17 protein-coding genes are annotated in these 20,849 nt (G+C 49.4%); 11 read left to right on the top strand and 6 right to left on the bottom strand.

The annotated features are described in order from the left end of the window. Window positions 1-63: 63 nt before the first annotated feature. From BLS69_RS21170 to gntK, 4 genes are all read left to right on the top strand, one after another. Window positions 64-1,338: an ABC transporter substrate-binding protein gene (locus BLS69_RS21170; protein ID WP_091035914.1), complete on the top strand. Its 1,275-nt coding sequence runs from the start codon at window positions 64-66 to the stop codon at window positions 1,336-1,338. 128 nt (window positions 1,339-1,466) lie between these two features. Beyond that, a complete protein-coding gene (locus BLS69_RS21165) occupies window positions 1,467-2,333 on the top strand; it encodes a carbohydrate ABC transporter permease (RefSeq protein ID WP_091036547.1) in 867 nt (288 codons plus the stop codon). Between the two features lie 20 nt (window positions 2,334-2,353). After that, window positions 2,354-3,181: a carbohydrate ABC transporter permease gene (locus BLS69_RS21160; protein ID WP_091035913.1), complete on the top strand. Its 828-nt coding sequence runs from the start codon at window positions 2,354-2,356 to the stop codon at window positions 3,179-3,181. Between the two features lie 274 nt (window positions 3,182-3,455). After that, a complete protein-coding gene (gene gntK / locus BLS69_RS21155) occupies window positions 3,456-5,006 on the top strand; it encodes a gluconokinase (protein WP_091035910.1) in 1,551 nt (516 codons plus the stop codon). Between the two features lie 466 nt (window positions 5,007-5,472). On the opposite strand, the gene BLS69_RS21150 is transcribed toward gntK, so the two are convergent. Both BLS69_RS21150 and BLS69_RS21145 read right to left on the bottom strand, forming a co-directional pair. Then, window positions 5,473-5,994, bottom strand: a complete 522-nt coding sequence (locus tag BLS69_RS21150) for a hypothetical protein (protein WP_091035907.1) — start codon at window positions 5,992-5,994, stop codon at window positions 5,473-5,475. Between the two features lie 197 nt (window positions 5,995-6,191). Beyond that, window positions 6,192-6,581, bottom strand: coding sequence for a nuclear transport factor 2 family protein (locus BLS69_RS21145; RefSeq protein ID WP_091035905.1), 390 nt, complete (start codon window positions 6,579-6,581; stop codon window positions 6,192-6,194). A 349-nt stretch (window positions 6,582-6,930) separates the two neighbouring features. Between BLS69_RS21145 and BLS69_RS21140 the strand changes: the two genes are divergently transcribed. From BLS69_RS21140 to BLS69_RS21130, 3 genes are all read left to right on the top strand, one after another. Then, window positions 6,931-7,269: an ArsR/SmtB family transcription factor gene (locus BLS69_RS21140; protein ID WP_240768197.1), complete on the top strand. Its 339-nt coding sequence runs from the start codon at window positions 6,931-6,933 to the stop codon at window positions 7,267-7,269. Between the two features lie 228 nt (window positions 7,270-7,497). Next, the gene (locus BLS69_RS21135; protein WP_091035899.1) at window positions 7,498-8,310 is read left to right on the top strand and encodes a hypothetical protein; all 813 of its coding nucleotides are present in this window, start codon (window positions 7,498-7,500) and stop codon (window positions 8,308-8,310) included. A gap of 121 nt (window positions 8,311-8,431) precedes the next feature. Then, entirely contained in the window at window positions 8,432-9,391 is a 960-nt protein-coding gene (locus BLS69_RS21130; protein WP_062836785.1) for an MraY family glycosyltransferase, read from the top strand. A 222-nt stretch (window positions 9,392-9,613) separates the two neighbouring features. Here BLS69_RS21130 and cydC read toward each other — a convergent pair whose 3' ends face one another. The 4 genes from cydC to BLS69_RS21110 are packed head-to-tail and all read right to left on the bottom strand — an operon-like array spanning window position 9,614 to window position 15,886. Continuing rightward, a complete protein-coding gene (gene cydC, locus BLS69_RS21125; protein ID WP_091035895.1) occupies window positions 9,614-11,551 on the bottom strand; it encodes a thiol reductant ABC exporter subunit CydC in 1,938 nt (645 codons plus the stop codon). 1 nt (window position 11,552) lies between these two features. Then, window positions 11,553-13,469 carry a thiol reductant ABC exporter subunit CydD gene (cydD, locus tag BLS69_RS21120; protein WP_091035892.1) on the bottom strand — a complete coding sequence of 639 codons (1,917 nt, stop codon included), beginning with the start codon at window positions 13,467-13,469 and terminating at the stop codon, window positions 11,553-11,555. Between the two features lies 1 nt (window position 13,470). Further along, on the bottom strand, window positions 13,471-14,526 hold the full coding sequence (cydB, locus tag BLS69_RS21115; RefSeq protein ID WP_240768199.1) for a cytochrome d ubiquinol oxidase subunit II: 1,056 nt from the start codon (window positions 14,524-14,526) through the stop codon (window positions 13,471-13,473). Continuing rightward, window positions 14,471-15,886, bottom strand: a complete 1,416-nt coding sequence (locus tag BLS69_RS21110; RefSeq protein WP_017691731.1) for a cytochrome ubiquinol oxidase subunit I — start codon at window positions 15,884-15,886, stop codon at window positions 14,471-14,473. The genes cydB and BLS69_RS21110 overlap by 56 nt, the downstream gene beginning before the upstream one ends. 383 nt (window positions 15,887-16,269) lie before the next feature. Here BLS69_RS21110 and BLS69_RS21105 point away from each other — a divergent pair, with 383 nt between their 5' ends. Genes BLS69_RS21105 through BLS69_RS21085 form a run of 4 tightly spaced genes read left to right on the top strand, consistent with a single transcriptional unit; the run spans window position 16,270 to window position 20,765 of the window. After that, on the top strand, window positions 16,270-17,562 hold the full coding sequence (locus BLS69_RS21105) for a tetratricopeptide repeat protein (protein WP_091035885.1): 1,293 nt from the start codon (window positions 16,270-16,272) through the stop codon (window positions 17,560-17,562). Continuing rightward, complete coding sequence (locus BLS69_RS21100) at window positions 17,559-18,554, top strand: glycosyltransferase (protein WP_256332376.1); 996 nt, start codon at window positions 17,559-17,561, stop codon at window positions 18,552-18,554. The genes BLS69_RS21105 and BLS69_RS21100 overlap by 4 nt, the downstream gene beginning before the upstream one ends. Before the next feature lies 1 nt (window position 18,555). Continuing rightward, complete coding sequence (locus BLS69_RS32665; RefSeq protein WP_256332375.1) at window positions 18,556-20,097, top strand: glycosyltransferase family 4 protein; 1,542 nt, start codon at window positions 18,556-18,558, stop codon at window positions 20,095-20,097. Next, complete coding sequence (locus BLS69_RS21085; RefSeq protein WP_076216788.1) at window positions 20,094-20,765, top strand: class I SAM-dependent methyltransferase; 672 nt, start codon at window positions 20,094-20,096, stop codon at window positions 20,763-20,765. The genes BLS69_RS32665 and BLS69_RS21085 overlap by 4 nt, the downstream gene beginning before the upstream one ends. Window positions 20,766-20,849 lie beyond the last annotated feature (84 nt).

Here is a 20,849-nt window from a genome sequence, read left to right as displayed (position 1 = left end):
TACACTAATGTTGTAGTCCAAAGCACTTCATGCCTCGAACTTAACGATGAGGGGGTAATACACATGATCCGCCGGAAAAGAACATGCTGGACAGCCATACTGATGGTCTGCGTCCTGCTCATAAGCGGATGCTCCATCTGGCCCGGACAGGACGATTCAGCGAACAACAGAAAGGTAGCGCTTACATTATGGTACTGGAATCGGTCCATCGATGATAAGTTGCTTGCCAGGGCTAAGGAAAAATTCCCCAATATCGAACTGACAGCTCAGAAAATCGGCGGTGATTTCAAAGCAAAGCTCAAAACAACACTCGCTGCACGCTCAGGTGAACCAGACATTGTCGCATTGAACGACTGGATCATGGAGCTTTTCCCCAGTGAGGACCGTTTCTATAATCTGTATGATCTCGGTGCAGGAGATATTGAAGACCAATATCTGCCGTGGAAATGGAAGCAAGGCGTTACGCCAAGCGGACAGATGATTGGTTTCCCGATGGATACGGGACCAACAGCCCTCTTCTACCGAGAAGATCTGTTCAAAGAGGCCGGATTGCCATCTGATCCCGAAGACGTTACACGCCAGATCAACAGCTGGGATGCATATGCTGCTGCCGGAGAACAGCTCAAGGAGAAATTCGGAGGCAAGGTTTTTCTAACCGACAATATTGCAACCGTTTACAACCAAGTCATATCGCAGTCTGCTGAGCGTTACTTCCGGCCGGACGGGTCCTTTATCGGCATGGATTCCCCTACTGTGGGCAAGAGCTGGGATACGGCCGTTGCTTTTAAAGAAAAGGGACTGCTTGCCAATGCAGATGGCTGGACTCCAGGCTGGAACGCCGCGATGAATAATGGTGAAATCGCCTCTTTCGTAGGTGCTGTCTGGATGAAACAAGTTCTTCAGGAAGCCGCTCCGGATACATCCGGGAAGTGGCGTGTCGCTCGGGCACCAGGGGGAGATGGCAATAACGGAGGATCATTCCTGTCCATCCTGAAGTCGAGTGAACATCCTCAGGAAGCCTTTGAACTGGTTCGCTGGCTGCAAAGTCCCGAAAATCAACTGGAGCAATATCAGACATTGAACCTTTTCCCTTCTGCACCAGGTGTGTTTGATGATCCTGCCATGAAAGAAAAAGAACCTTTCTTCGGTGGACAGGCGACAGGGCCTGTATTTGCCGAATCGGCACAGGAGGTGCCGGATGCTTTCTTTGGCGAACGATACCCATCCGTACACAACATTATCACCCGGCGGCTGAATGATGTCGCGAAGCAAAATGCCGATCCACAGCAAGTCTGGACAGATACGGTACACCGCGTCGAGCGGGAATTGCAGCGTTAACCTGAAGAACGTGTGGTTTCGTTATCCGCAAAGGAGGAATTCATATGGCTGTAACTGAACCTCGTCTTACTCCCGATCTCGGACATGCAAGACCTGATCTGGATCGGCAGAAGTCACTATGGGCGAGAATGTGGGAGCATCGTGCACTCTATGTTGCGATATCGCCGTTTTATATTCTGTTTGCAGTATTTGGGCTGTTCCCGATTGGGTTCTCACTCTATCTGGCTTTTCATAAATGGGATGGCATCGGTGTCATGACGTACAACGGGTTCAACAACTTCGAATACATGCTGACCGATGCCGAGTTCTGGCAAGCCGTGGGCAACACGTTCATGATCTGGATCTATTCAACGATTCCAATGCTCTTCTTCGCCCTGATTATTGCCTTTTTGCTGCATGCACCATTTGTGAAGTTCCGTACCCTGTTTCGGGTCGGTTATTTCCTGCCAAACGTCACGTCCATCGTAGCGGTAGCCATTATCTTCGGTGCCTTATTTGCCAACAATTATGGCTTTCTCAATTATCTGTTGCAGTCGGTCGGGCTACCGGTTGTGGAGTGGCTTAATGCACCATGGGGCATTAAAGTCGCAATCTCCTCCATGGTTGTCTGGCGCTGGACCGGATATAACGCCGTCATCTACCTGGCCGGACTTCAGAGTATCCCGCAGACATTATACGAAGCGGCCAGGATTGACGGCGCATCAGCGATACAGTCCTTTTTCCGAATTACAATTCCGATGCTGCGTCCTGTGATCCTGTTCACGGTCATTACATCAACGATCGGGGGTATGCAGCTGTTCACCGAGCCTCAAGTATTGGTAGGTAATGATGGCGGCGCTGGTGCAGCAGGCATGACAATTGTATTGTACCTCTACCGTGAATCCTTCATTAACAATTATTTCGGATATGGCGCTGCCGTTGGTTGGGGCATGTTCCTCATTATCGCCCTGTTCTCGATTGTGAACTGGAAGCTTGTTCAAGGCAAATCATCCTGATGTGACAAGGGGGAGCGCTTATGGCGTCCAAACACCTCAAATCGCTGGTGTTGTATACCGGTCTTATCGGGGGCATGCTCATATCCATGTTCCCGTTCTATTGGCTGATTGTAATGTCCACCCGGACAACGTCCGATATCTACAAGTTCCCACCTCAGCTCTGGTTCGGGGGTGAACTATGGAATAATATTACGCGCGTATTGCAGCAGATTGATTTCTGGGGCGCCTTTCTGAATACGCTGTTTGTGTCGGGCCTTGTGACCATACTTGTACTGTTTTTTGATTCACTGGCGGGGTTTGCGTTTGCGAAGTTCGAATTTCCCGGCAAAAAGTGGCTCTTCATCTTGCTGCTCGCTACCATGATGGTGCCTTCCCAGCTGTCGCTGGTGCCTTCCTTCGTACTCATGGCCACGTTCGGTTGGGTTGGTTCCTTCAAAGCCCTCATTATTCCGGGCATGGTGAACGCCTTCGGTATCTTCTGGATTCGTCAGTATGCCACGGAGTCGATTCCGAACGATCTGCTGGATGCGGGTCGCATCGATGGCTGTAATTTCTTCCGACTTTATTGGAACGTGGCGCTGCCAATTCTGCGACCTGCCTTTGCTTTCCTTGGCGCGTTCACCTTTATCGGCGTATGGAATGATTATCTGTGGCCGTTGATCGTCCTGACGGATGAACGCAAATACACGTTGCAGATTGCATTGTCTCAATTAAACGGGCTGTATAACACAGACTATGCGATGGTCATCGCAGGTACGTTGCTTGCTGTCATTCCGCTCATCGTGATGTTCCTGTTCATCAGCCGTCAGTTTATTTCGGATATTGCCGCAGGGGCGGTGAAGGACTAGGGTTCTGCATTTTGATCCATCCCTCAAGTCTGATATTCTTATCTATAGATGAAATAACAGATGCCATATAAGTTGGATGAATAGCGCCACGTGCGCGGAGGGGACAGAAAGGGCCTGAAGAAATGAAATGTTCGCATTTATAACCAAATTTCTCCCTTTGAAGAGGGAATCAAGAAATTTGGGGATAACGGCGAGCGGAAGGCTTTCTGTACCCGAAGTGTGAACGTGTAACAGCATTCATTCACTTATATATTCAAGAAAGAGGGATGACAAAATGGCTTCTTCACCCTATATGATCGGCGTAGATATCGGCACGACCTCCACCAAGGCAGTCTTGTTCGAACAGAACGGAACCATTGTGGCACAAGGCAGTGCCGATTATCCGCTGCACACCCCCACACCTGCGATTGCGGAGCAGGATGCGGAAGATATTTTCAAAGCAGTCATTACATCGGTTAAACAGGCCACTTCCAAAGCGGGAGTGAAGCCAGAGGACATCCTGTTTGTATCCTTCAGTTCGGCCATGCACAGCATTCTGCCTGTCGATCAACACGGCACACCGCTGATGCGGGCCATGACATGGGCAGATAATCGCAGTGCCGAGTGGACCGAAGTACTCAAATCCGAGATGAATGGTCACGAAATCTATCTGAGAACAGGTACGCCGATTCATCCGATGTCCCCACTCACCAAGATCATGTGGCTCACCCGGGATCAACCAGAACTTTTCAGACAGACGTACAAATTCATATCCATGAAAGAATATGTCTTCTATAAATTATTTTCTGAATACGTCATTGATCACTCCATGGCCTCCGCCACCGGACTCATGAATCTGGAGAAACTCGACTGGGATGCAGAAGCGCTGCATGTGGCGGGCATTACGCCGGAACACCTGTCCCGATTGGTTCCAACCACACATGTGCTGAAACATGGATTGCACCCGGAGTACGCCAAGGAGATGGGCATTGCGGTCACCACACCGTTTGTCATCGGTGCAAGTGATGGTGTGCTTTCCAATCTGGGCGTGAACGCCATTGATCCGGGTGTCGTGGCCGTGACTATTGGTACCAGTGGAGCGATTCGTACGGTCGTAGATAAACCGGTGACCGATCCGAAAGGACGCTTCTTCTGTTATGCACTCACGGAGGATGCATGGGTCATTGGCGGACCAGTGAACAACGGCGGTGTTATTTTCCGCTGGATTCGGGACGAGTTTGCAGCTTCCGAGGTCGAGACAGCGAAACGGCTTGGCATTGATCCGTATGAAGTGCTCACTCGTGTTGCGGAAAATGTACCTCCCGGTTCGGAAGGTCTCTTGTTCCATCCGTACATGACAGGTGAGCGGGCTCCGCTCTGGAATCCGAACGCCCGCGGCTCGTTCTTCGGCCTGACGCTACACCATAAGAAAGAACATATGATTCGCGCTGCGCTCGAAGGTGTATTGTTCAACCTATACACGGTCATGCTGGCGATTGAAGAAAAGATCGGTCGTCCGAAAAAAATTCAGGCGACAGGCGGCTTCGCCCGCTCTGAGTTGTGGCGCCAGATGATGGCCGATATTTTCGATCAGGATGTCATCATTCCTGAAAGTATCGAAAGCTCCTGCCTCGGCGCAGCCGTACTGGGCTTGTACGCCCTTGGCCGCATCGATTCCCTGAGTGCCGTCTCCGGCATGATCGGATCAACGCACCGGCACCAACCAGACCCGGACAGTGTCCGTGTTTATCGGGAGTTGCTGCCCATCTTCATCCGCATCTCCCGCAAATTCGAAGAAGAGTATGCGGATATAGCTGCTTTTCAGAATAAGACGATGCAGGGGTAGGGAAAACGTGGGATGGCATACAGGATGACGGAGGATGGGACGTTTTAGGCTCTGAGCTTTTGAGGGTTGGAAATTTGAGGGTTAAACGTCTGGAATGTTACACGGTGGAGGGTCAAAACGTTGAACATGGAATGGTCTAACGAATCGTAGACGTCTTATATGATGTTTTCAAAATCTAACGAACCTGAGACACCTTATATCGGCGTACATGCGCACAAAACTGCTCTAGAACCTAATATGGTAGCCTATTAACGTGTCTTTGGTTCGTTAGAAAATTACTTTTGCCAAATATCCTCCAATAGCGTGTCTCAGATTCGTTAGAATTAATACGAGATGCCGTAAGTTAAAGAGGCCCACCCCGCCATGGTTATGTCCATATGGGAATGGGCTTTTTTTTCATGCACAGACTATATAAACTCTATTTAGAATGTATCAATTTATCTCTCAGCATTCTTGGAGCTTCCCTTTATGTTCTATTAAAGTATCCAGGGGCCGCCACAGCAACCGTCCTAAAATAGAAAAATCTCTTTTCCAGTTCCTGATTCTCTGGTGAAAACTCGGTCAGAAACTCAACTGAATTCAACATTTCTTCGGTCATCACGCTAGGTCTCCACAAAGCCAATTGGATGTCTTTGAAAATAAAAGAAAATCCCAACTCCGCATCGATGTCTCGAGTATATGGTGTCTTACTATCTATTAGCTTAACGAGATCATCAGCCTTTGTTCGAAAAACATCAATATTATCATATGTAAGGACAACATCAGACTCATCAGGTGAATAATCGTGTGGATTACTCACTTCAATGAAATAGAGTTTATGTTCCGAATCATACTCCAATTGGTTATAGAGCTGACTAATCTCCGGGGTGATGCACTCACTGATCTCTTCTACCTCTGATTTACTCATTCCCAACTTAAGTGGTCCAATACCGACCATGGGTATGACCTGTAAAGGTTCCATGACGACTCGGTTCCCAACTTCGTTCATGTAGTTCACTCCTCTTTATTCCAACAAATAAGAATTATAACATTCATTCCTGTATTCTAATCCTACCCTAAAAAGAATGATTGAGCATGTTGGGTATAACAAAACCCCACAGCATGAAAAAGCGGTGGAGTTAAGGTTTCCTATCTTTTATTGATTCAGATTTCTAACAACTATAGAACTGAAATCCTAGATTTTAATTACTGATTATACTTGCTGAATGCATTCTGATCGGCCTGTACATTCTCCAGATACACAATCTGCCCCGCATCATTTACACGCGCGATATCAATGCCTGCTTTGGCGTATACCGTTCCGTCTGCCGCTTGTCCGCACACCGCCCAGTTGGTCTGGTAGCTGCCGTCAGGCTGTTGCACCCACGCGTCCCACATATGTTTTACATCCTTATTGTATTCGTAGAAAGCTTTCATGAAACCATCGAATCCTGTTCGACTAGTGCCGTTAAGCACAATCTCTGCGTCAGGTGTAAACAGGGACAATAAATCCTGCATGGCGCGCTCGTCTGTACGTGAAGCATCAAATAAACGGAAATAGTTGTTCAACAGTGTAGTTGTATTTGTAGTACTCATTCATATTCCTCCTAGAATAAAAAGCCGTTTTCCAATCTTTCAGTTCGAATATTTTCGAACTAACTGAAAAGAAATGTATCATACTTCTTATACTGCCTGCAAGAAATATATAAGTTGAGACCGACTTTTACACTAACACGGAGAGTGCAGAACCAATCTGAAGAAGCGTGCGCATTTATCACCGGATTTTTCCCTTGGACCAAGGGAATAAAGAAAATCTGGGGATAAGAGCGATCGAAAGATGGTACTGCAATCGGAGTAAACAAGTGTAATAGTTACAGTTCAACTTCTATAGTTCGATTTTTTTCAAACATTGAAAGAGAAAGCCGAATATGCTAACGTCATAGATATGAGAACTCCAACGATACCTATGGCTTCGGAATTGAAACTGACCACGGTCTGCAATGCATTGGGCGATCCAATCCGCATGAAAATTGCACACTGTCTGGCCAGCTCTGGCGAGAAAAACTGTTCCGCCTTCGAAGTAGACCATATTTCCAAATCCACGTTGTCCCATCACATCAAAATTTTACGTGAAGCTGGCGTGATCCAGCCGCGCATTGAAGGTAAACAGCACTTTTATTCCCTACGAAAGGAAGAACTAAACGCACGTTTTCCAGGCCTCGTCGAGATGATTCTGAATACAACCGAGGAATACGTAACACAGGCCCCAGATAAATTGAACTAACCCTTTAGACAAGAACGTAGAGGGCAGAAATAACCTGAAGAAGCAGAGCGTTCGCCTTTATCACCAGAATTTCACCTTTTAAAAGTGAATCGAAAATTCGGGGGATAACAGCGATCGGAAGGTTGTTCTGTCATCGAAGTGGCAAGGATAATTACTCTTTAGTTCAATCTTATAGATAGAAGAACCACATTGATCATGATCGCAATTCCCATAAAGGAGGCTAACCATATGGACAAAAAAGCGGCAAAGATATTGCTGAGCACCTTCTGGGGAGGTGGGGGCTGGAAAACAACCTCTCTACCCTTCTCCGGGGAGGAATTTGAATATGCCAAAAGCAAAGGTGTTATGTTCGATCCACTCACGATCACGCATGACGAGATAGTCCAGCGCCTATACGACATGCATCAGGATGACTCGCTCAAGGAGCGGGTCATGTCGGCCTTTTTACATAGTCTGTCCACCAAAAAAGTCTATCTACGCAGCGCATTATCCAGCTGGGCTTTAACATCGAACATGCCTTTACACACCTATGCAGAGCGCCCTGCCCTTCACCCTAACACCAGTGCCTGTGGGGATTGTAACTTCCTGCGTTTGCAGTCAGACAAGGAATATTCCAATGTCGACTTAAACGTCCTTAATTTTGAACGGATCAAGTGGGGGGGCGTTCGTCATGGCTGGCTTATCTATTGCCTGATGGATCTGGAATTACTGCTTCAGGACAACGATACAAACTATGAAGTAACTCCTGAAGACCAAGCCATCCTGATCAACCTGCTTGAAGCAGCTCAGACGGAAGACCCCAAAGACAGTGCTCGCTCACTTGAGAAAAAGTGGAAGGATCTCTTCCCTTCCAGCAAACAGGAGCGAGATGCCCTGCTGGAAATCTGGGCTGCAGCCGGCATATTGGTTCCTGGAGTTAAACCGAGAAAACGCAAAGGTGGTTCCAGTGATTTCATCTTTGCGGCGACCTGGCAAGGTGATGATGGATATCATGCAGAAGCCGTAAAACATTATTTCGGCTCCTATCTTCCTCAAATGTGATAAAACCTGAACTTTTGCTCACCTTTGCGTACGTCTGGTTACAATAATGACATCGACAGATTTCCTGTTTAACTCGTATAATAAGGGGAAATTGGTAGATGGGAGTGAAACAAGCGAGTTTATGGTATACATACTGGCTTTTATAGTGTCTTTTGCTGTCGTGGTTCTGCTTATTCCGCCGCTTGGTCGATTGGCTCACCGGCTCGATTTTGTGGACAAGCCCCGGGAAGATGTGGAGCGTAAGCTGCACAGGCAACCGATCCCGCTCACGGCGAGTTACGCGATATTTACTGGATTTTTCCTGACATACATTGCTCTGACCAAAGAAATCACATGGGAAACAGCGGCTCTGGTCGCTGGTGGTATGCTTTTGCTAACGATTGGTACCGTCGACGACTGGTACAAAACAAAAGGCAAAGATTTTCCTGCCCTGCCCAAAATGCTCGTACAAGTCTCTGCGGCAGTACTCGTGTTTGCTTCTGGCATTGCGTTCACTGGATTCGTGAATCCCTTCAACGCGGAATATGTCATGCTTCCAATCTGGCTGCAATTCATTCTCACGATCCTCTGGATCTTTGGGGTGACAACAGTCATCAACTTCTCGGACGGCATGGACGGACTGGCTGGCGGATTATCAGCTATCTCGGCGATCACACTGTTCATTGTGGCGCTTGCCAAAGGTCAAACTGATTCCGCACTCATGTCGATCATTCTGGTCGGTGTGACGATTGGTTATCTGAAGTACAACAAAGCTCCTGCCAAAGTGTTCATGGGTGATGCAGGCGCAACGTTCCTTGGCTTCATTTTGGCGGTTATCGCTCTGGATGGTGCATTCAAACAAGCAACCATGTTGTCCATCTTCATTCCGATTTTGGCGCTGGGTGTACCGATCTTCGACAACATCTTTGTCGTTATCAAACGTTTCATTCAAGGTAAAGCAATCTATCAGGCCGACGCGAGTCAAGCGCACTATCGACTGCTGCGTGCCGGATTGAATCACAAACAGGTTGTTGCTGTCCTCTATCTGGTTAGTACCTGCCTGTGTCTGTCTTCCATTATATTGATGCTGGTAGAGATGTAAGTATCCGCAACAAAAGCGGTCATATCGGAATGTAAAAAGAGACGAGTCCAAGATTCCTTGGCTCGTCTCTTTTTTATGCTTATATGGTTAAGTGCTCATTACGCACTCATTCGGTGTCATTCGCTAAATTGATAATTCATGTATATCAGTTCAGTTCGACCATCTGGACTGGTATGCAAAATCCACACGTCTGGAACCGCAGGCGCTCACAGACTCTCACACTTATCTGGAAGCTACGGGTGGCAACGGTTGTTCTTGTTGTTGCCGACCTGTCCATCCCGGCCGATCAAGTTCAATGAGACGGCGGTATCGCTCTTCCCCAGCCAGCAATTGTTCGTGAGAACCCTGCATGGCAATCTTTCCATTTTCCATAAAAATAAGTTCGTCCATCTGTTCCGCACCAATCAGGTGATGGGTGACCCAGATCATCGTTTTGCCTTGCAAGCTATCCAGAATGGTTCGCATCAACTCGCGTTCAGTCACAGGATCAAGCCCAACGGTTGGTTCATCCAATATAATAACAGGTGTCTCCCGGAGCAGTACCCGGGCCAGTGCAATTCGTTGCCTTTCCCCACCGGAGAAACGCAGACCTGTCTCCAGCATCGGCGTATCATATCCCTGCGGCAAGGATTCGATCAGACCGGATAAACCTACTTGGGCGGCCACCTGACGAATCTGCTCATCTGTTGCATGCGGACGTCCAATCCGCAAATTATTGGCTACTGTGGTGTCGAACAGGTGTGGGCTTTGATTCAGCACCGCAATGACATCAGTGACACTCTCACCCAAGGTTTGCACAGTCATATTATTGATCAGAACTTTCCCCCCAGATGGACGTAAAGCCCCCTGAATCAGCTTCAACAAGGTTGATTTGCCGCCGCCGCTTCGTCCAAGAATAGCCAGACGTTTGCCTTGTGGCAGATGAAGGGATACATCCTGTACGGCATAAGTATCATCAGATGCATAGCGGTAACTAACGTGATTAATCTCGATGTCTGCTCTGAGTTTCGGTGGAATGCGAAGACGAATTCGTCTGTCCGGAATATCATTCGCAGTTGGTAAGGACCCCGATGGCTGCCCAGCCATCACGATGCCGTTATTTACTACAGAGATCGATTCGCCCGTTCCATCAGCATCATCCACTCCATTCTGCCCCGGAAGATACCCTTTCCCTTCCAGCTGTTTCAGGCGGTCCAGTGATTCCCGGTATTGTGGAAGATGCTCCACAGCATCCCCTACTGGCAGAAGTGATTCCGTAAGCGGAAATAACACCAGCACAAAAGCGGCAATCATCACGGCAGGTAACTGTCCGACAGAAGCGGCGTTGCCAGCCCATAACGTAACCGATACTACCATCAGGCCAATGACGCACTGAGCCATCAGATCACGCCAACGTATCCAACGCCTCAACTTGCGACGAACTGCGTCGACCTGTTCTTCTGCCTCTTCCTGTTGCTGAACAAACTCTGCGGCTCGTCCACTTGCAAGCCAATCTCCCAGTCCAAGCACACCGTCAGTTAGACGGGTATACAACCTGCTGTTTTCCTTTTTCAGCCGCACACGCCATTTCCACGTCACTTTCAGAGAGATCGCAGGTAGCGCGGCAACGAGAAATAACATATACAAGCCCATCCACACCGCAAATCCCAGATCTACACTGCCAAAAGCACTCACAGCTGCACCGTACATCACAAGCGCGGTAACGGCAGGAAACACGGTACGCAGATAGATATCTTGCAACCGCTCCACATCATCGGCAAGTGCTCCGAGTACATCTCCTGTCTGCATACGAGAGCGCAGGAACAGGGCCTGTGGCTCCAGAATGCGATATAGCTTCACCCGTTGATCAGCCAACACACGCAGTACGGCATCATGTCCTGCCAATCGTTCGATATATCGAAACACGGCGCGGAATATCCCAAATGCACGTACCCCAACAATAGGTACATACACCATCAAAATATTTTCAGGACGCAGCGCAGACTTGGAGATCAGAAATCCGGAGGTAAACAGCAACAATACCGCACACAAGGCAGCACAAGTGCCTAGCGCAATGACTGCAAGGAATCTCCAGCGGTACTGTGCCACATACGGAGCAATCCAGCTATTTTTTTCTTTTCCGTTACGGACGGTCTCCATATGCTCATATCCGGACTTCATTTTATATCGCCTCCATCTGGGCCTGAATCATCTTATAATATACACCTTGTCGTGCCAGTAATTCCTGATGTGTTCCCGTCTCTGCCACTGTGCCGCCATCCATGACAATAATTTGATCCATATGCAGCATCCAGTGCAGACGATGGGTAGCCAAAAATACAAGTTTGCCATCAAACAGCGGCAGCATCGTCTGTTTCAGTTCATACTCTGTCTCTACATCCAGATGAGCTGTCGGTTCATCAAGCAGCAGGATGTTCCGTTGACTAAGCCAAGCTCTTGCCAGCGCCACCCGTTGCTCCTGCCCACCACTTAGCTGTCTGCCACCAGCCCCAATAAGTTCATGTAGTCCACCGGATAATGAAGACAGTAGCTTGGTTAATCCAGCTGCGCTAATGGCCTTGGCCACTTCCGCATCCGAAGCCTCCGGCATATAGAAACGAACGTTATCGGCCAGGCTTCCACTGAAAATATACGGATGCTGCGGGATAGCTGCCGTCTGTCTTCGCCAGGATTCAAGCATATCCTGTGTCACAGGCTGTCCGTTGGCTAATACTTGGCCTGAAGTAGGAAGCTGAAATCCAGCCAATACATCAATCAACGTGGATTTACCTGCTCCGCTGGCGCCAATAATACCGATTTTGCCAAGACCCGTGATCTGAAATGTGACATCTTTTAGCGAATAAGGACCTTCATCATCATGCCGTACCTGTACATCCGTTAGAGCCAATCTGCTATTCTCATTCCAGGAGAACACTGAGGAAGCGGAAGAAACAAGCTCAGGAATAGTAGAAACAGAAGCAGGATCAGGAGCAAGATGCCCCGCAGCCATTTTATCGTTCAACACGACACGTATGGTCGAAGTGCTGGCTTTCCTTTTACCCAAATATAATGATGGTGTAGATCCAGCCTCATCCTCTGCCGTAACCGGATGTGCAACAACATTTGCATAGGCTTCTTTTTGTTTCTGTTCAGCAGCTTTCCCCCGTTCAATCACTTGGTTGATAGCCGCTCCGGCTTCCTTACCGTCCAATGTGGCATGGTAATCAGCGCCGAGCATACGTACAGGCAGGAAATATTCGGGAGCGAGAATGAGTACCGTCAGCGCAGGGCCAAGCAGCATATGCCCCTCCGTCAGACGTAATCCCAGACCAACTGCCACGGAAGCAACGGACAGCATGGTGAAGAAGTCGAGTGCAAACGAAGAAAGAAAAGCCATGCGCAGGGTGGACATCGTTGCCTTCCGATACCGCTGACTGACCCGCAAAATGGACCCTTCGTGTGTTTTGCTTTGTCCCAGTGTTTTCAGTGTTTCCAGACCTCGCAAGGTATCGACAAAATGGTTAGCGAGTGCTTTGTAGGATCGGAATTGTCCGTCTATCTTCCGCTGCGCAGCGAGGCCAATCAGAATCATGAACACGATCAGGATTGGGAGAGTCAGCATCAGAATAACCCCGGACATCAGATCCAGCTTGAACACATACAGCAAAATGACGATAGGTGTGAATCCTATGCCCAGCATACGAGGAATGAATAGTTCGAGATACGTCTTGTATTGAGCTGTTCCCTCACGTGCCAGTGTAACCAGATGGCCTGTGCCTTCCGTCTTGGCATAACGCGGCCCGAGCCTGAACCACTGCTCCACCATCTGTCTGCGCAGATCAGTCCCTGTCCTCTCCGCATATCGTGAGGTCACGAGTTGTAACCAGAAGGATAAGGCGTAGCGGGCGGCAAAAGCAGCCAGGAACAGCAGCAGTACAGGATACTGCTCCGTTACGGATGAACCTTCGAACAATGCCGTGATGGCCTGTGCCAGCCATTTGGCTTGCATCATGATCGTCATCGCCTGTAGCAGCACCAGCGCTGAGGCCAGCGCAAGTACAGGCCGGATGCCCGGCAGCTTCAGCAGCCCCCGTCCCATATCAGTACTCCAGGTGGTGCTGCTCGTTCAGGCGTTTACGGAAGATATAATAACTCCAGATCTGATAACCAAGAACAAACGGCAGCAATGTGCAAGCTACAATTGTCATTACTTTCAATGAATAAGCGCCGGATGCGGCGTTGTATACAGTCAGGTCATATGCCGCCCCAAAGGAACTCACCATCACTCTTGGGAAAAGTCCGATAAAGACCGAGGCAAAGGCAATTGCAATAACTCCCCCAGTCATTCCAAAAGCCCAACCTTCACGCTTCTGACGAACAAAGTATGCCGCAAGTGCAAGCGAAACTGCGCCAAGTACAACCATGATCCAAAGAGCCCAGCCGCGTACGGCGAATACATCGGTCATGAAATACGTCATTAACGCGTAAACGGCGAGCAGTGCAGCCAGTGGCAGCATCAATTTTTGCGCTGTCTTCAAGGCACGCTCTCTGAGATCACCTACTGTTCGTAGTGATGCAAACAGCAATCCATGAACCAGACACAGCAGGGTTACACTCAAGCCACCAATCACGGTGTACGGATTAACAATATCGAGGAATCCTGCACGCAACTGCATCTCCCCATCAATGGGCAGACCTTTCATCAACGTAGCAAAGACCACGCCGAACAGGAACGGCAAGAGCGCACTGGAGACAACAATGATGATGTCCCACGTTTTGCGCCAGCGCTGCTGTTTCATTTTACTGCGGAATTCGAAAGCAACTCCGCGGCCAATCAAGGCGAGTAACACCACCACAAGTGGCAGGTAAAAACCACTGAACAACGTCGCATACCAGTGCGGGAAGGCAGCAAACATCGCTCCCCCTGCTGTAATCAGCCATACTTCATTACCATCCCAGAACGGACCGATTGAGTTAATCAGGGTCCGGCGTTCACGATCTGTTTTGGCAATAATGCCTGTAGACATCCCCACACCAAAATCAAAACCTTCCAAAAAGAAGAAACCAACAAACAATACGGCAATCAGCAAAAACCACAACTCACTTAGTGACAACGGAATAACCTCCATCCACGCCGAACGGATCGGCCGATTCATCGTGATCTTCCGGCTTCTCGACCGCAAACGGTCCTGCCTTGATCTCACGTACGAACAGGTATACCATCACGATTCCGAGAACCGTATACGCAGCGGTAAAAGCAATGGTCGAGAACAGGATCATTCCTGCGGATACGTTCGGTGAGACCCCGGCTTCGGTGGTCATATAACCAAATACCGTCCACGGCTGCCTGCCAACCTCGGTCATAATCCAACCTGATGTATTGGCGATAAACGGCAAGGATATGGCAAATACCATCAGACGCATAAACCACTTTCCAGCGACCTCCAGCTTCTTGCGCATAGCCAGAAACGTACCGTACAGAGCCAGCACAATCATCAAACCACCCGCTGCGATCATAATGCGGAAACTCCAGAACGTTGTCCGTACCGGCGGGATGTAATCCCCCGGTCCATATGTCTGCTGATACTCAGCATTCAGTTCCTTCATGCCTTTGACACTACCGGAGAACTTGCTGTAGGACAGGTAACTGAGTAATCCAGGGATTTTGATCTCACCCGTACTCTCCTGTTTATCCGGGTCAATAAAAGCGACCACCGTCCATGGCGCCGGATCTTCTGTCGTTGTCCATGTGCCCTCACTGGCTGCCATCTTCATCGGCTGTGTCTCCACCAGATATTGCGCCTGGAAGTGACCCGAGAATGCGACGCCGAATGAAGAAACAAGAGCGATAATGATCGCAATATTAAACGATTTGCGGAAGATCTCCACATCTTGCTTTTTCATCAATTTGTAGGCACTAATCCCGGTTACGACGAAAGCCCCTGTCATCAATGCCCCAAAGATTGTATGTGGGAATTCGACGAGAAGCTGACCATTCGTGATGAGTGCAAAGAAATCATTCATCTCGGCTCGGCCGTTGTTAATCTCAAACCCGACCGGATGTTGCATAAATGAATTGGCTGCCAGAATCCACAGCGCGGACAGGAATGTGCCGACAAACACCAGCCAGATGCAGGCCAGATGCACTTTTTTGGACAAACGATCCCATCCGAATATCCACAACCCAATAAATGTAGACTCCATAAAAAACGCCAGTAGCGCTTCAATAGCCAGTGGCGCACCAAACACGTCTCCCACAAACCGAGAGTACTCGGACCAGTTCATGCCAAACTGGAATTCTTGCAGAATACCTGTGACAACCCCGACGGCAAAGTTAATCAGGAACAGTTTGCCCCAGAACTTGGCCATCGTTTTGTAGATCTCCTTACCCTTAACAACGTACAACGTCTCCATGATTGCAACCAACAGTACAAGACCGATGGATAGCGGGACAAAAAAGAAATGGAAAATCGTTGTAAGTGCATATTGGATACGCGATAACATAATCGGATCCATACCGTTACCCCTTCTTTCTGTTCACTTCGCAGTATGCGTATTTGGCATTGAAGCTGCACCTTCGCTGTCTGTCCGCCAAATACGTTGATGAACGTATTGTGCCAGATTACCTATTTTATACATGTGAGAATTATCACAATCTTCGTCTCTAGAGCAAAAAAAAGTGATCCTGGTCACACAAAAGATAAAATTCAGCCTATTATCATAGCTTGCCAACTTCATCTATTCATGGAAGATACTCATGTTTGGGACGGAATGCCCATATGTTAGTCTCAGGCATATCATGCGAAGTACCGTGAGGGCTTTACATATGAAGTGAAAGCATGCAGTACATGCAGAGCGAATGACGCTCCATATTACAGTCAAGGTGAGGTGAACTTTTCATGGAAAAACCTGCACCACTGCCAGGTGAAGACACCAAAGCCAGCCTGGATAAGGTCAGCACAACACAGCCCCCTGTCCGATATGTTCTCTTCCCTCGCAAAGGTGGCTGGTCATCCTTTCCCTATCCCGATATTGCTGCACTGCTGTCGATCGAGGGAGAGGTCTACTATGTCAGCAGCCTGACGCAAACAGAAGATGTACCTCCAGTCATTACCGTCATCTCCCTCCCTGAAGCCGAGCAGCTATTGCTGGAACCTCGCACCGTAGCCGTAGTCGCCCATCCCTACTGGCTAATGGCTACAGCCTCGCTGGAGCCGGAGCTATGTATCGCCCTGCTCCCTGAGCCTGCTGGGGAAGAATCATCTTCTCCCCTATGGGAGAGCAGTATTTCCAAACTGGTCGGCATCGCCGATCTGGTAGGCACATCCTCCGAGACACGTTATATGAAGCTGTTATTCCAAGGCGTACGTGTTATCTGGCTGGGCGGCGAAGACCCTGCACCTGCGGGTACGATGCAAAAGGATGATCTCGAAGTCCCTCTCCGGGACTACGAACTGTTCTTCCTGCATGCGCTGCGGCAGGTCTTGTCAGGCACTTCGGATAGCGTCAGCCTGCTTCAATGCAGTGTACGTGCCGACTTCTACCGACAGCTCCGAGCCAAAGCAGGCCCACATGAGACGATATCCTTTTTGCTGGCAGCCTATGAGTACTTGCTTGAAGATCGGCGGGCCGTCCATTCGCTGCAAGAGGCCTTCACCCACGCGGTCATGAACGGTCGCAGTGATTGTGTGGTTTCCCATTATCGATTCCTGTCTGCCATTCATGCCCGGGCCGGACAGTTGGAGGACGCCCTGCGGGTGTACGGAATTAGTGCAGCAGATGAACAAGAACGGCATCATTATGAACAGTTATGTCGCTGGCTTGAGGCAGGAGAAGATCAACTTGTACGAGCGGAACTACTGCGTATGAACGATGATTACGGAAACGCCCTGCGTATCCTGGACGAACTTGGCGGAGAAACGGCGAGACATTGGAAATTCCGCATTTATCAGGAGACAGGACGTGTGGAAGAGGCACTGGCTCTGGTGCATGCAGTCGATATTCAGGATGATGCCAGTCGCCGGGATTATCAGCAATTATCCGGCAGTGCGCTGGCACTGCGAGGGGAACGGCACGGGGCAGTCCGACATTTTCTCGAAACGGCACTGGAGGATGAAGATGCGCTCGCCCGGATTGTCGAACTGGAGTTGTTGGATTATGCTGTACAGCAATTGCTTGGGGAGGTGCCATGATGCTGGACCCGAAGAAGCGTAGACAACAGTTGAATGGGCCAATGGTGCACAGGGATATCCGAACCGAAACCACTTACACGCCAACCGAAACAGTCGATCGAACACATACAGACGCATTGGAAAATGGAGATCACACCCCGGATCATGCACAACCAACACAGGACATCCGAAGCCAAGTGCATCACTGGGGTGATTCACAAGGTCAGGCAGAACAGAATGCAGCTATAACACAAGAGGAAACAAGTGTATTCAAAGAGCCCTTCTCCATTCGTCGGGTTCGCAAAAACAAAGGTAACAAGCTGACCGCCATGCTCCAGGTTCGCAACGAACGTGGCCGATACCTTGAAGAAGTATTGCATGATCTGAGTGAGTTCGTGGATGAGATCGTCATTGTAGACGATGCCAGCACAGACGGAACACCGGACATATGCAAAGCCTATTCGAAGGTAGTCCGTCTGGAGGTATTGGAGAAACCACTGTTCGCCGAGGAATGGCGCCTTCGCAACACCTTATGGCAAGCTGCTGCGGGAACATGTCCCGACTGGTTGCTCTCAGTTGATGCGGATGAGCTGTACAGCTTAGAGGCCAAGAAAGCCATAAGCACTCTGATTAATCAGGAATATGCAGACTGGTTTGCATTTCGTTTCTACGACATGTGGGGTGGCCGGACCCACTACCGGGAAGATGAACTTTGGTGTCTGCATAAACGGCATACGGCTTCACTTGTACGGTATATGCCTGGATATCCTTATTTTTATCCACAACAGAATCATCATGTTCCCCGTCTTCCCTTGTCCTGCACTGTGTTGCCTGGAGTCAGTACGGAACTGAAGGTTCAGCATCTCGGCTGGGCAGGCAGTCTGGAGGACCGGGTTCGTAAATATTTGCGTTACAAGCGCATTGATCCTAGCGGTGAGTGGGGCAATCTTGCACATTACGAGTCTATTCTCGATCCGGAACCTCGGCTGATTCCCTGGAAGGAGGGACCGTGAGATGGGCGTGGTAAGTATTCTGACGCATAGTTTCACCGACGGGTACAACCGGGAATTCGGTCGTGTATTTGGGGGTGGACTGGAACGCTACATTCTGGATCTGTGCAGTGTCATCCGAGGACTCGGGCATATTCCCGAGGTTCATCAGCTGTCCTATTTTGAAGCATTCCAGACTCGGACGGAGCAGATTGACGTATTTGGTTATTCGTACGACATGGATAATGTACCGGAAGCCTTTGACCGGATGGCAGCAGCAGCGCGCGGCCCAGTGATCTATGCCAGCTGTCTGTGGCAACCCATCACCTACAAACCCGGCAGTCTTGGCATCTGTCACGGCATTAACTGGGATCGTCCCGGACTTCCACTGGAGACCAAACAACAAGTGGCGGAACATATTCAACTGGCTCTGGATGGACTCGTGCGCATTGTATCCGTGGATTCTCATTTCCAGACCTTTTGCCGAGCTGCATGCACCTATACCGATCCAAGACAGGTTGTCCTGATTCCCAATGCGGTGGATACTTCCTATTTCACACCTGCCCCACCAACGCGAACCTTTGAGCAAGAACAGGAAGACGAATGGCTTGTCGCATGGAAGAATGATCTGGCGAGTCATGAGGAGAATGCTGGTGCAGTTATATCAGGGGTGCAAGCTGTAAAAGGCCAGGGCGGAACGAGTTGTGCTGGAGCGAACAGTGGTAAGGCTAACGGAGATGGAGGTGGGGATACAGATAGCGATCAAGAACCAGAGGGGAAAGAAACGGTAGATCTCCATTTGCAGTTATCGAAACTGGAAGAAGTCGGGGCAGATGGCGAAACGTATAGGTTTGCTCATAACCACCGATATTCAAAGGATTGGGCTACCGATATTCTAGCAGAAGCAGATGCTGAGCATCAGGTTAATGGTCCGATTCAAGGGCAGGTTGAAAAGAAAACTGTGGAGGCCCGTGTGACCTCTCCCCGCCCAATTCGCATTATCTATCCACGCCGCATCAGCATGGAACGGGGTATTATTCCAATGATGCTGGCAGCAGATAAACTACTTGGAGCCTTTCCGGATCTGGAGGTTGAATTTGCCGGGGAACTGGTCGAAGGCAGTACGGTAGGGAGAGTCTTTCGTTACTGGCATCGTACTCATCCACATGCGGAGCGAATTAACCAGCGCACGTATGATTTCCGGGATATTCGGGAGGCCTACCATCAGGCAGATATTGCCGTAATTCCAACCGTGTTCTCGGAAGGCACATCCTATGCCTGTCTGGAAGCAATGAGCTGTGGACTTCCGGTGATTGCCTCCAATGTTGGCGGATTGAATGATCTGATTCAGGATGGGTTTAACGGGCTATTGGTACCTCCTGATGAGCAGGAACTAACCGCTGCACTGGTACGTCTTGTACAGGATCGGGCCGAGCGAGAACGACTGGGAATCTATGCGCGCGAGACTGCATTGTCCTATGATCTTGCCAGGTGGCGGAGCCGGTGGTGCACAGTGTTGGAATCTTTTTTGGCAGAGACAGGATTAAAGGAGGGAATTCGGGGATGATGGATACGCCCAAGGCAACGGAATTCATGGAATCAAGATACATTCGGCAAAGTGACCCTAAAACGGACACATTGGTCTTCCCGCTGCATCCGGCATGGTGGAGCCGTCCCTACGAATATGAATGGGCCCGGCGGTTTGCACGTCCGGACGATGTTGTCCTTGATGCAGCCTGCGGCATCTCCCATCCGTTCAAATTCTGGCTTGCCGAACACTGCCGCGAGGTTCACGCCTGCGACTGGGATGAACGTATTTTGTCTGAAGAGGCGATAAGACTGGATATCGTTTCTGATTTTGGCGAGCAAGCCGCCCAGGATCTTCCGGAATCAACTCTCGTCCGATTGCACCGTGCAAAGGCTAATCTGGCCCAGCTTCCGTACGAGTCGGGTAAGTTTGATCGGGTGTTCTGTATCTCTGTACTGGAGCATCTGGATACGGGCACAATGTTGCGGGCGTTTCGGGAATTCGCCCGGGTACTGAAGCCAAACGGACAGTTGATCGCTACCTTCGATGTCCCCGAGATGCGCCCTGATCTGCTGGAGACAATCATGGCTGTCACCGGATTAACCATTGAAGATAAGCTGAACGTGAAAGAGCCAGACGATGCCATCTGGTCTGATATGTACGGCACGCCGATCCGTTGTTTTCGAGCGGTGATATGCAAAGGTTGAGACAAATTGGGTTACGTTGAGTTAAGAGCAGAGTGGAAAATTGCGGACTTGAGGGTTCGACCCATTAGCAACGGAAATATACAC

Origin of the sequence: Paenibacillus sp. CF095 (assembly GCF_900101225.1) — a bacterium.
Taxonomy (GTDB): Bacteria; Bacillota; Bacilli; order Paenibacillales; family Paenibacillaceae; genus Paenibacillus.
This window is presented reverse-complemented; position numbering and strand designations above follow the sequence as displayed.

Coding starts and splice junctions, on each gene's coding strand:
- BLS69_RS21105 (WP_091035885.1), top strand. CDS start 16,270: ATGGAAAAACCTGCACCACTGCCAGGTGAAGACACCAAAGCCAGCCTG.
- BLS69_RS21135 (WP_091035899.1), top strand. CDS start 7,498: ATGGACAAAAAAGCGGCAAAGATATTGCTGAGCACCTTCTGGGGAGGT.
- gntK (WP_091035910.1), top strand. CDS start 3,456: ATGGCTTCTTCACCCTATATGATCGGCGTAGATATCGGCACGACCTCC.
- BLS69_RS21165 (WP_091036547.1), top strand. CDS start 1,467: ATGTGGGAGCATCGTGCACTCTATGTTGCGATATCGCCGTTTTATATT.
- BLS69_RS21160 (WP_091035913.1), top strand. CDS start 2,354: ATGGCGTCCAAACACCTCAAATCGCTGGTGTTGTATACCGGTCTTATC.
- cydD (WP_091035892.1), bottom strand. CDS start 13,469: ATGGGACGGGGGCTGCTGAAGCTGCCGGGCATCCGGCCTGTACTTGCG.
- BLS69_RS21130 (WP_062836785.1), top strand. CDS start 8,432: ATGGTATACATACTGGCTTTTATAGTGTCTTTTGCTGTCGTGGTTCTG.
- cydC (WP_091035895.1), bottom strand. CDS start 11,551: ATGAAGTCCGGATATGAGCATATGGAGACCGTCCGTAACGGAAAAGAA.
- BLS69_RS21150 (WP_091035907.1), bottom strand. CDS start 5,994: ATGAACGAAGTTGGGAACCGAGTCGTCATGGAACCTTTACAGGTCATA.
- BLS69_RS21100 (WP_256332376.1), top strand. CDS start 17,559: ATGATGCTGGACCCGAAGAAGCGTAGACAACAGTTGAATGGGCCAATG.
- BLS69_RS21170 (WP_091035914.1), top strand. CDS start 64: ATGATCCGCCGGAAAAGAACATGCTGGACAGCCATACTGATGGTCTGC.
- BLS69_RS21140 (WP_240768197.1), top strand. CDS start 6,931: ATGAGAACTCCAACGATACCTATGGCTTCGGAATTGAAACTGACCACG.
- BLS69_RS21085 (WP_076216788.1), top strand. CDS start 20,094: ATGATGGATACGCCCAAGGCAACGGAATTCATGGAATCAAGATACATT.
- BLS69_RS21110 (WP_017691731.1), bottom strand. CDS start 15,886: ATGGATCCGATTATGTTATCGCGTATCCAATATGCACTTACAACGATT.
- BLS69_RS21145 (WP_091035905.1), bottom strand. CDS start 6,581: ATGAGTACTACAAATACAACTACACTGTTGAACAACTATTTCCGTTTA.
- BLS69_RS32665 (WP_256332375.1), top strand. CDS start 18,556: ATGGGCGTGGTAAGTATTCTGACGCATAGTTTCACCGACGGGTACAAC.
- cydB (WP_240768199.1), bottom strand. CDS start 14,526: ATGAATCGGCCGATCCGTTCGGCGTGGATGGAGGTTATTCCGTTGTCA.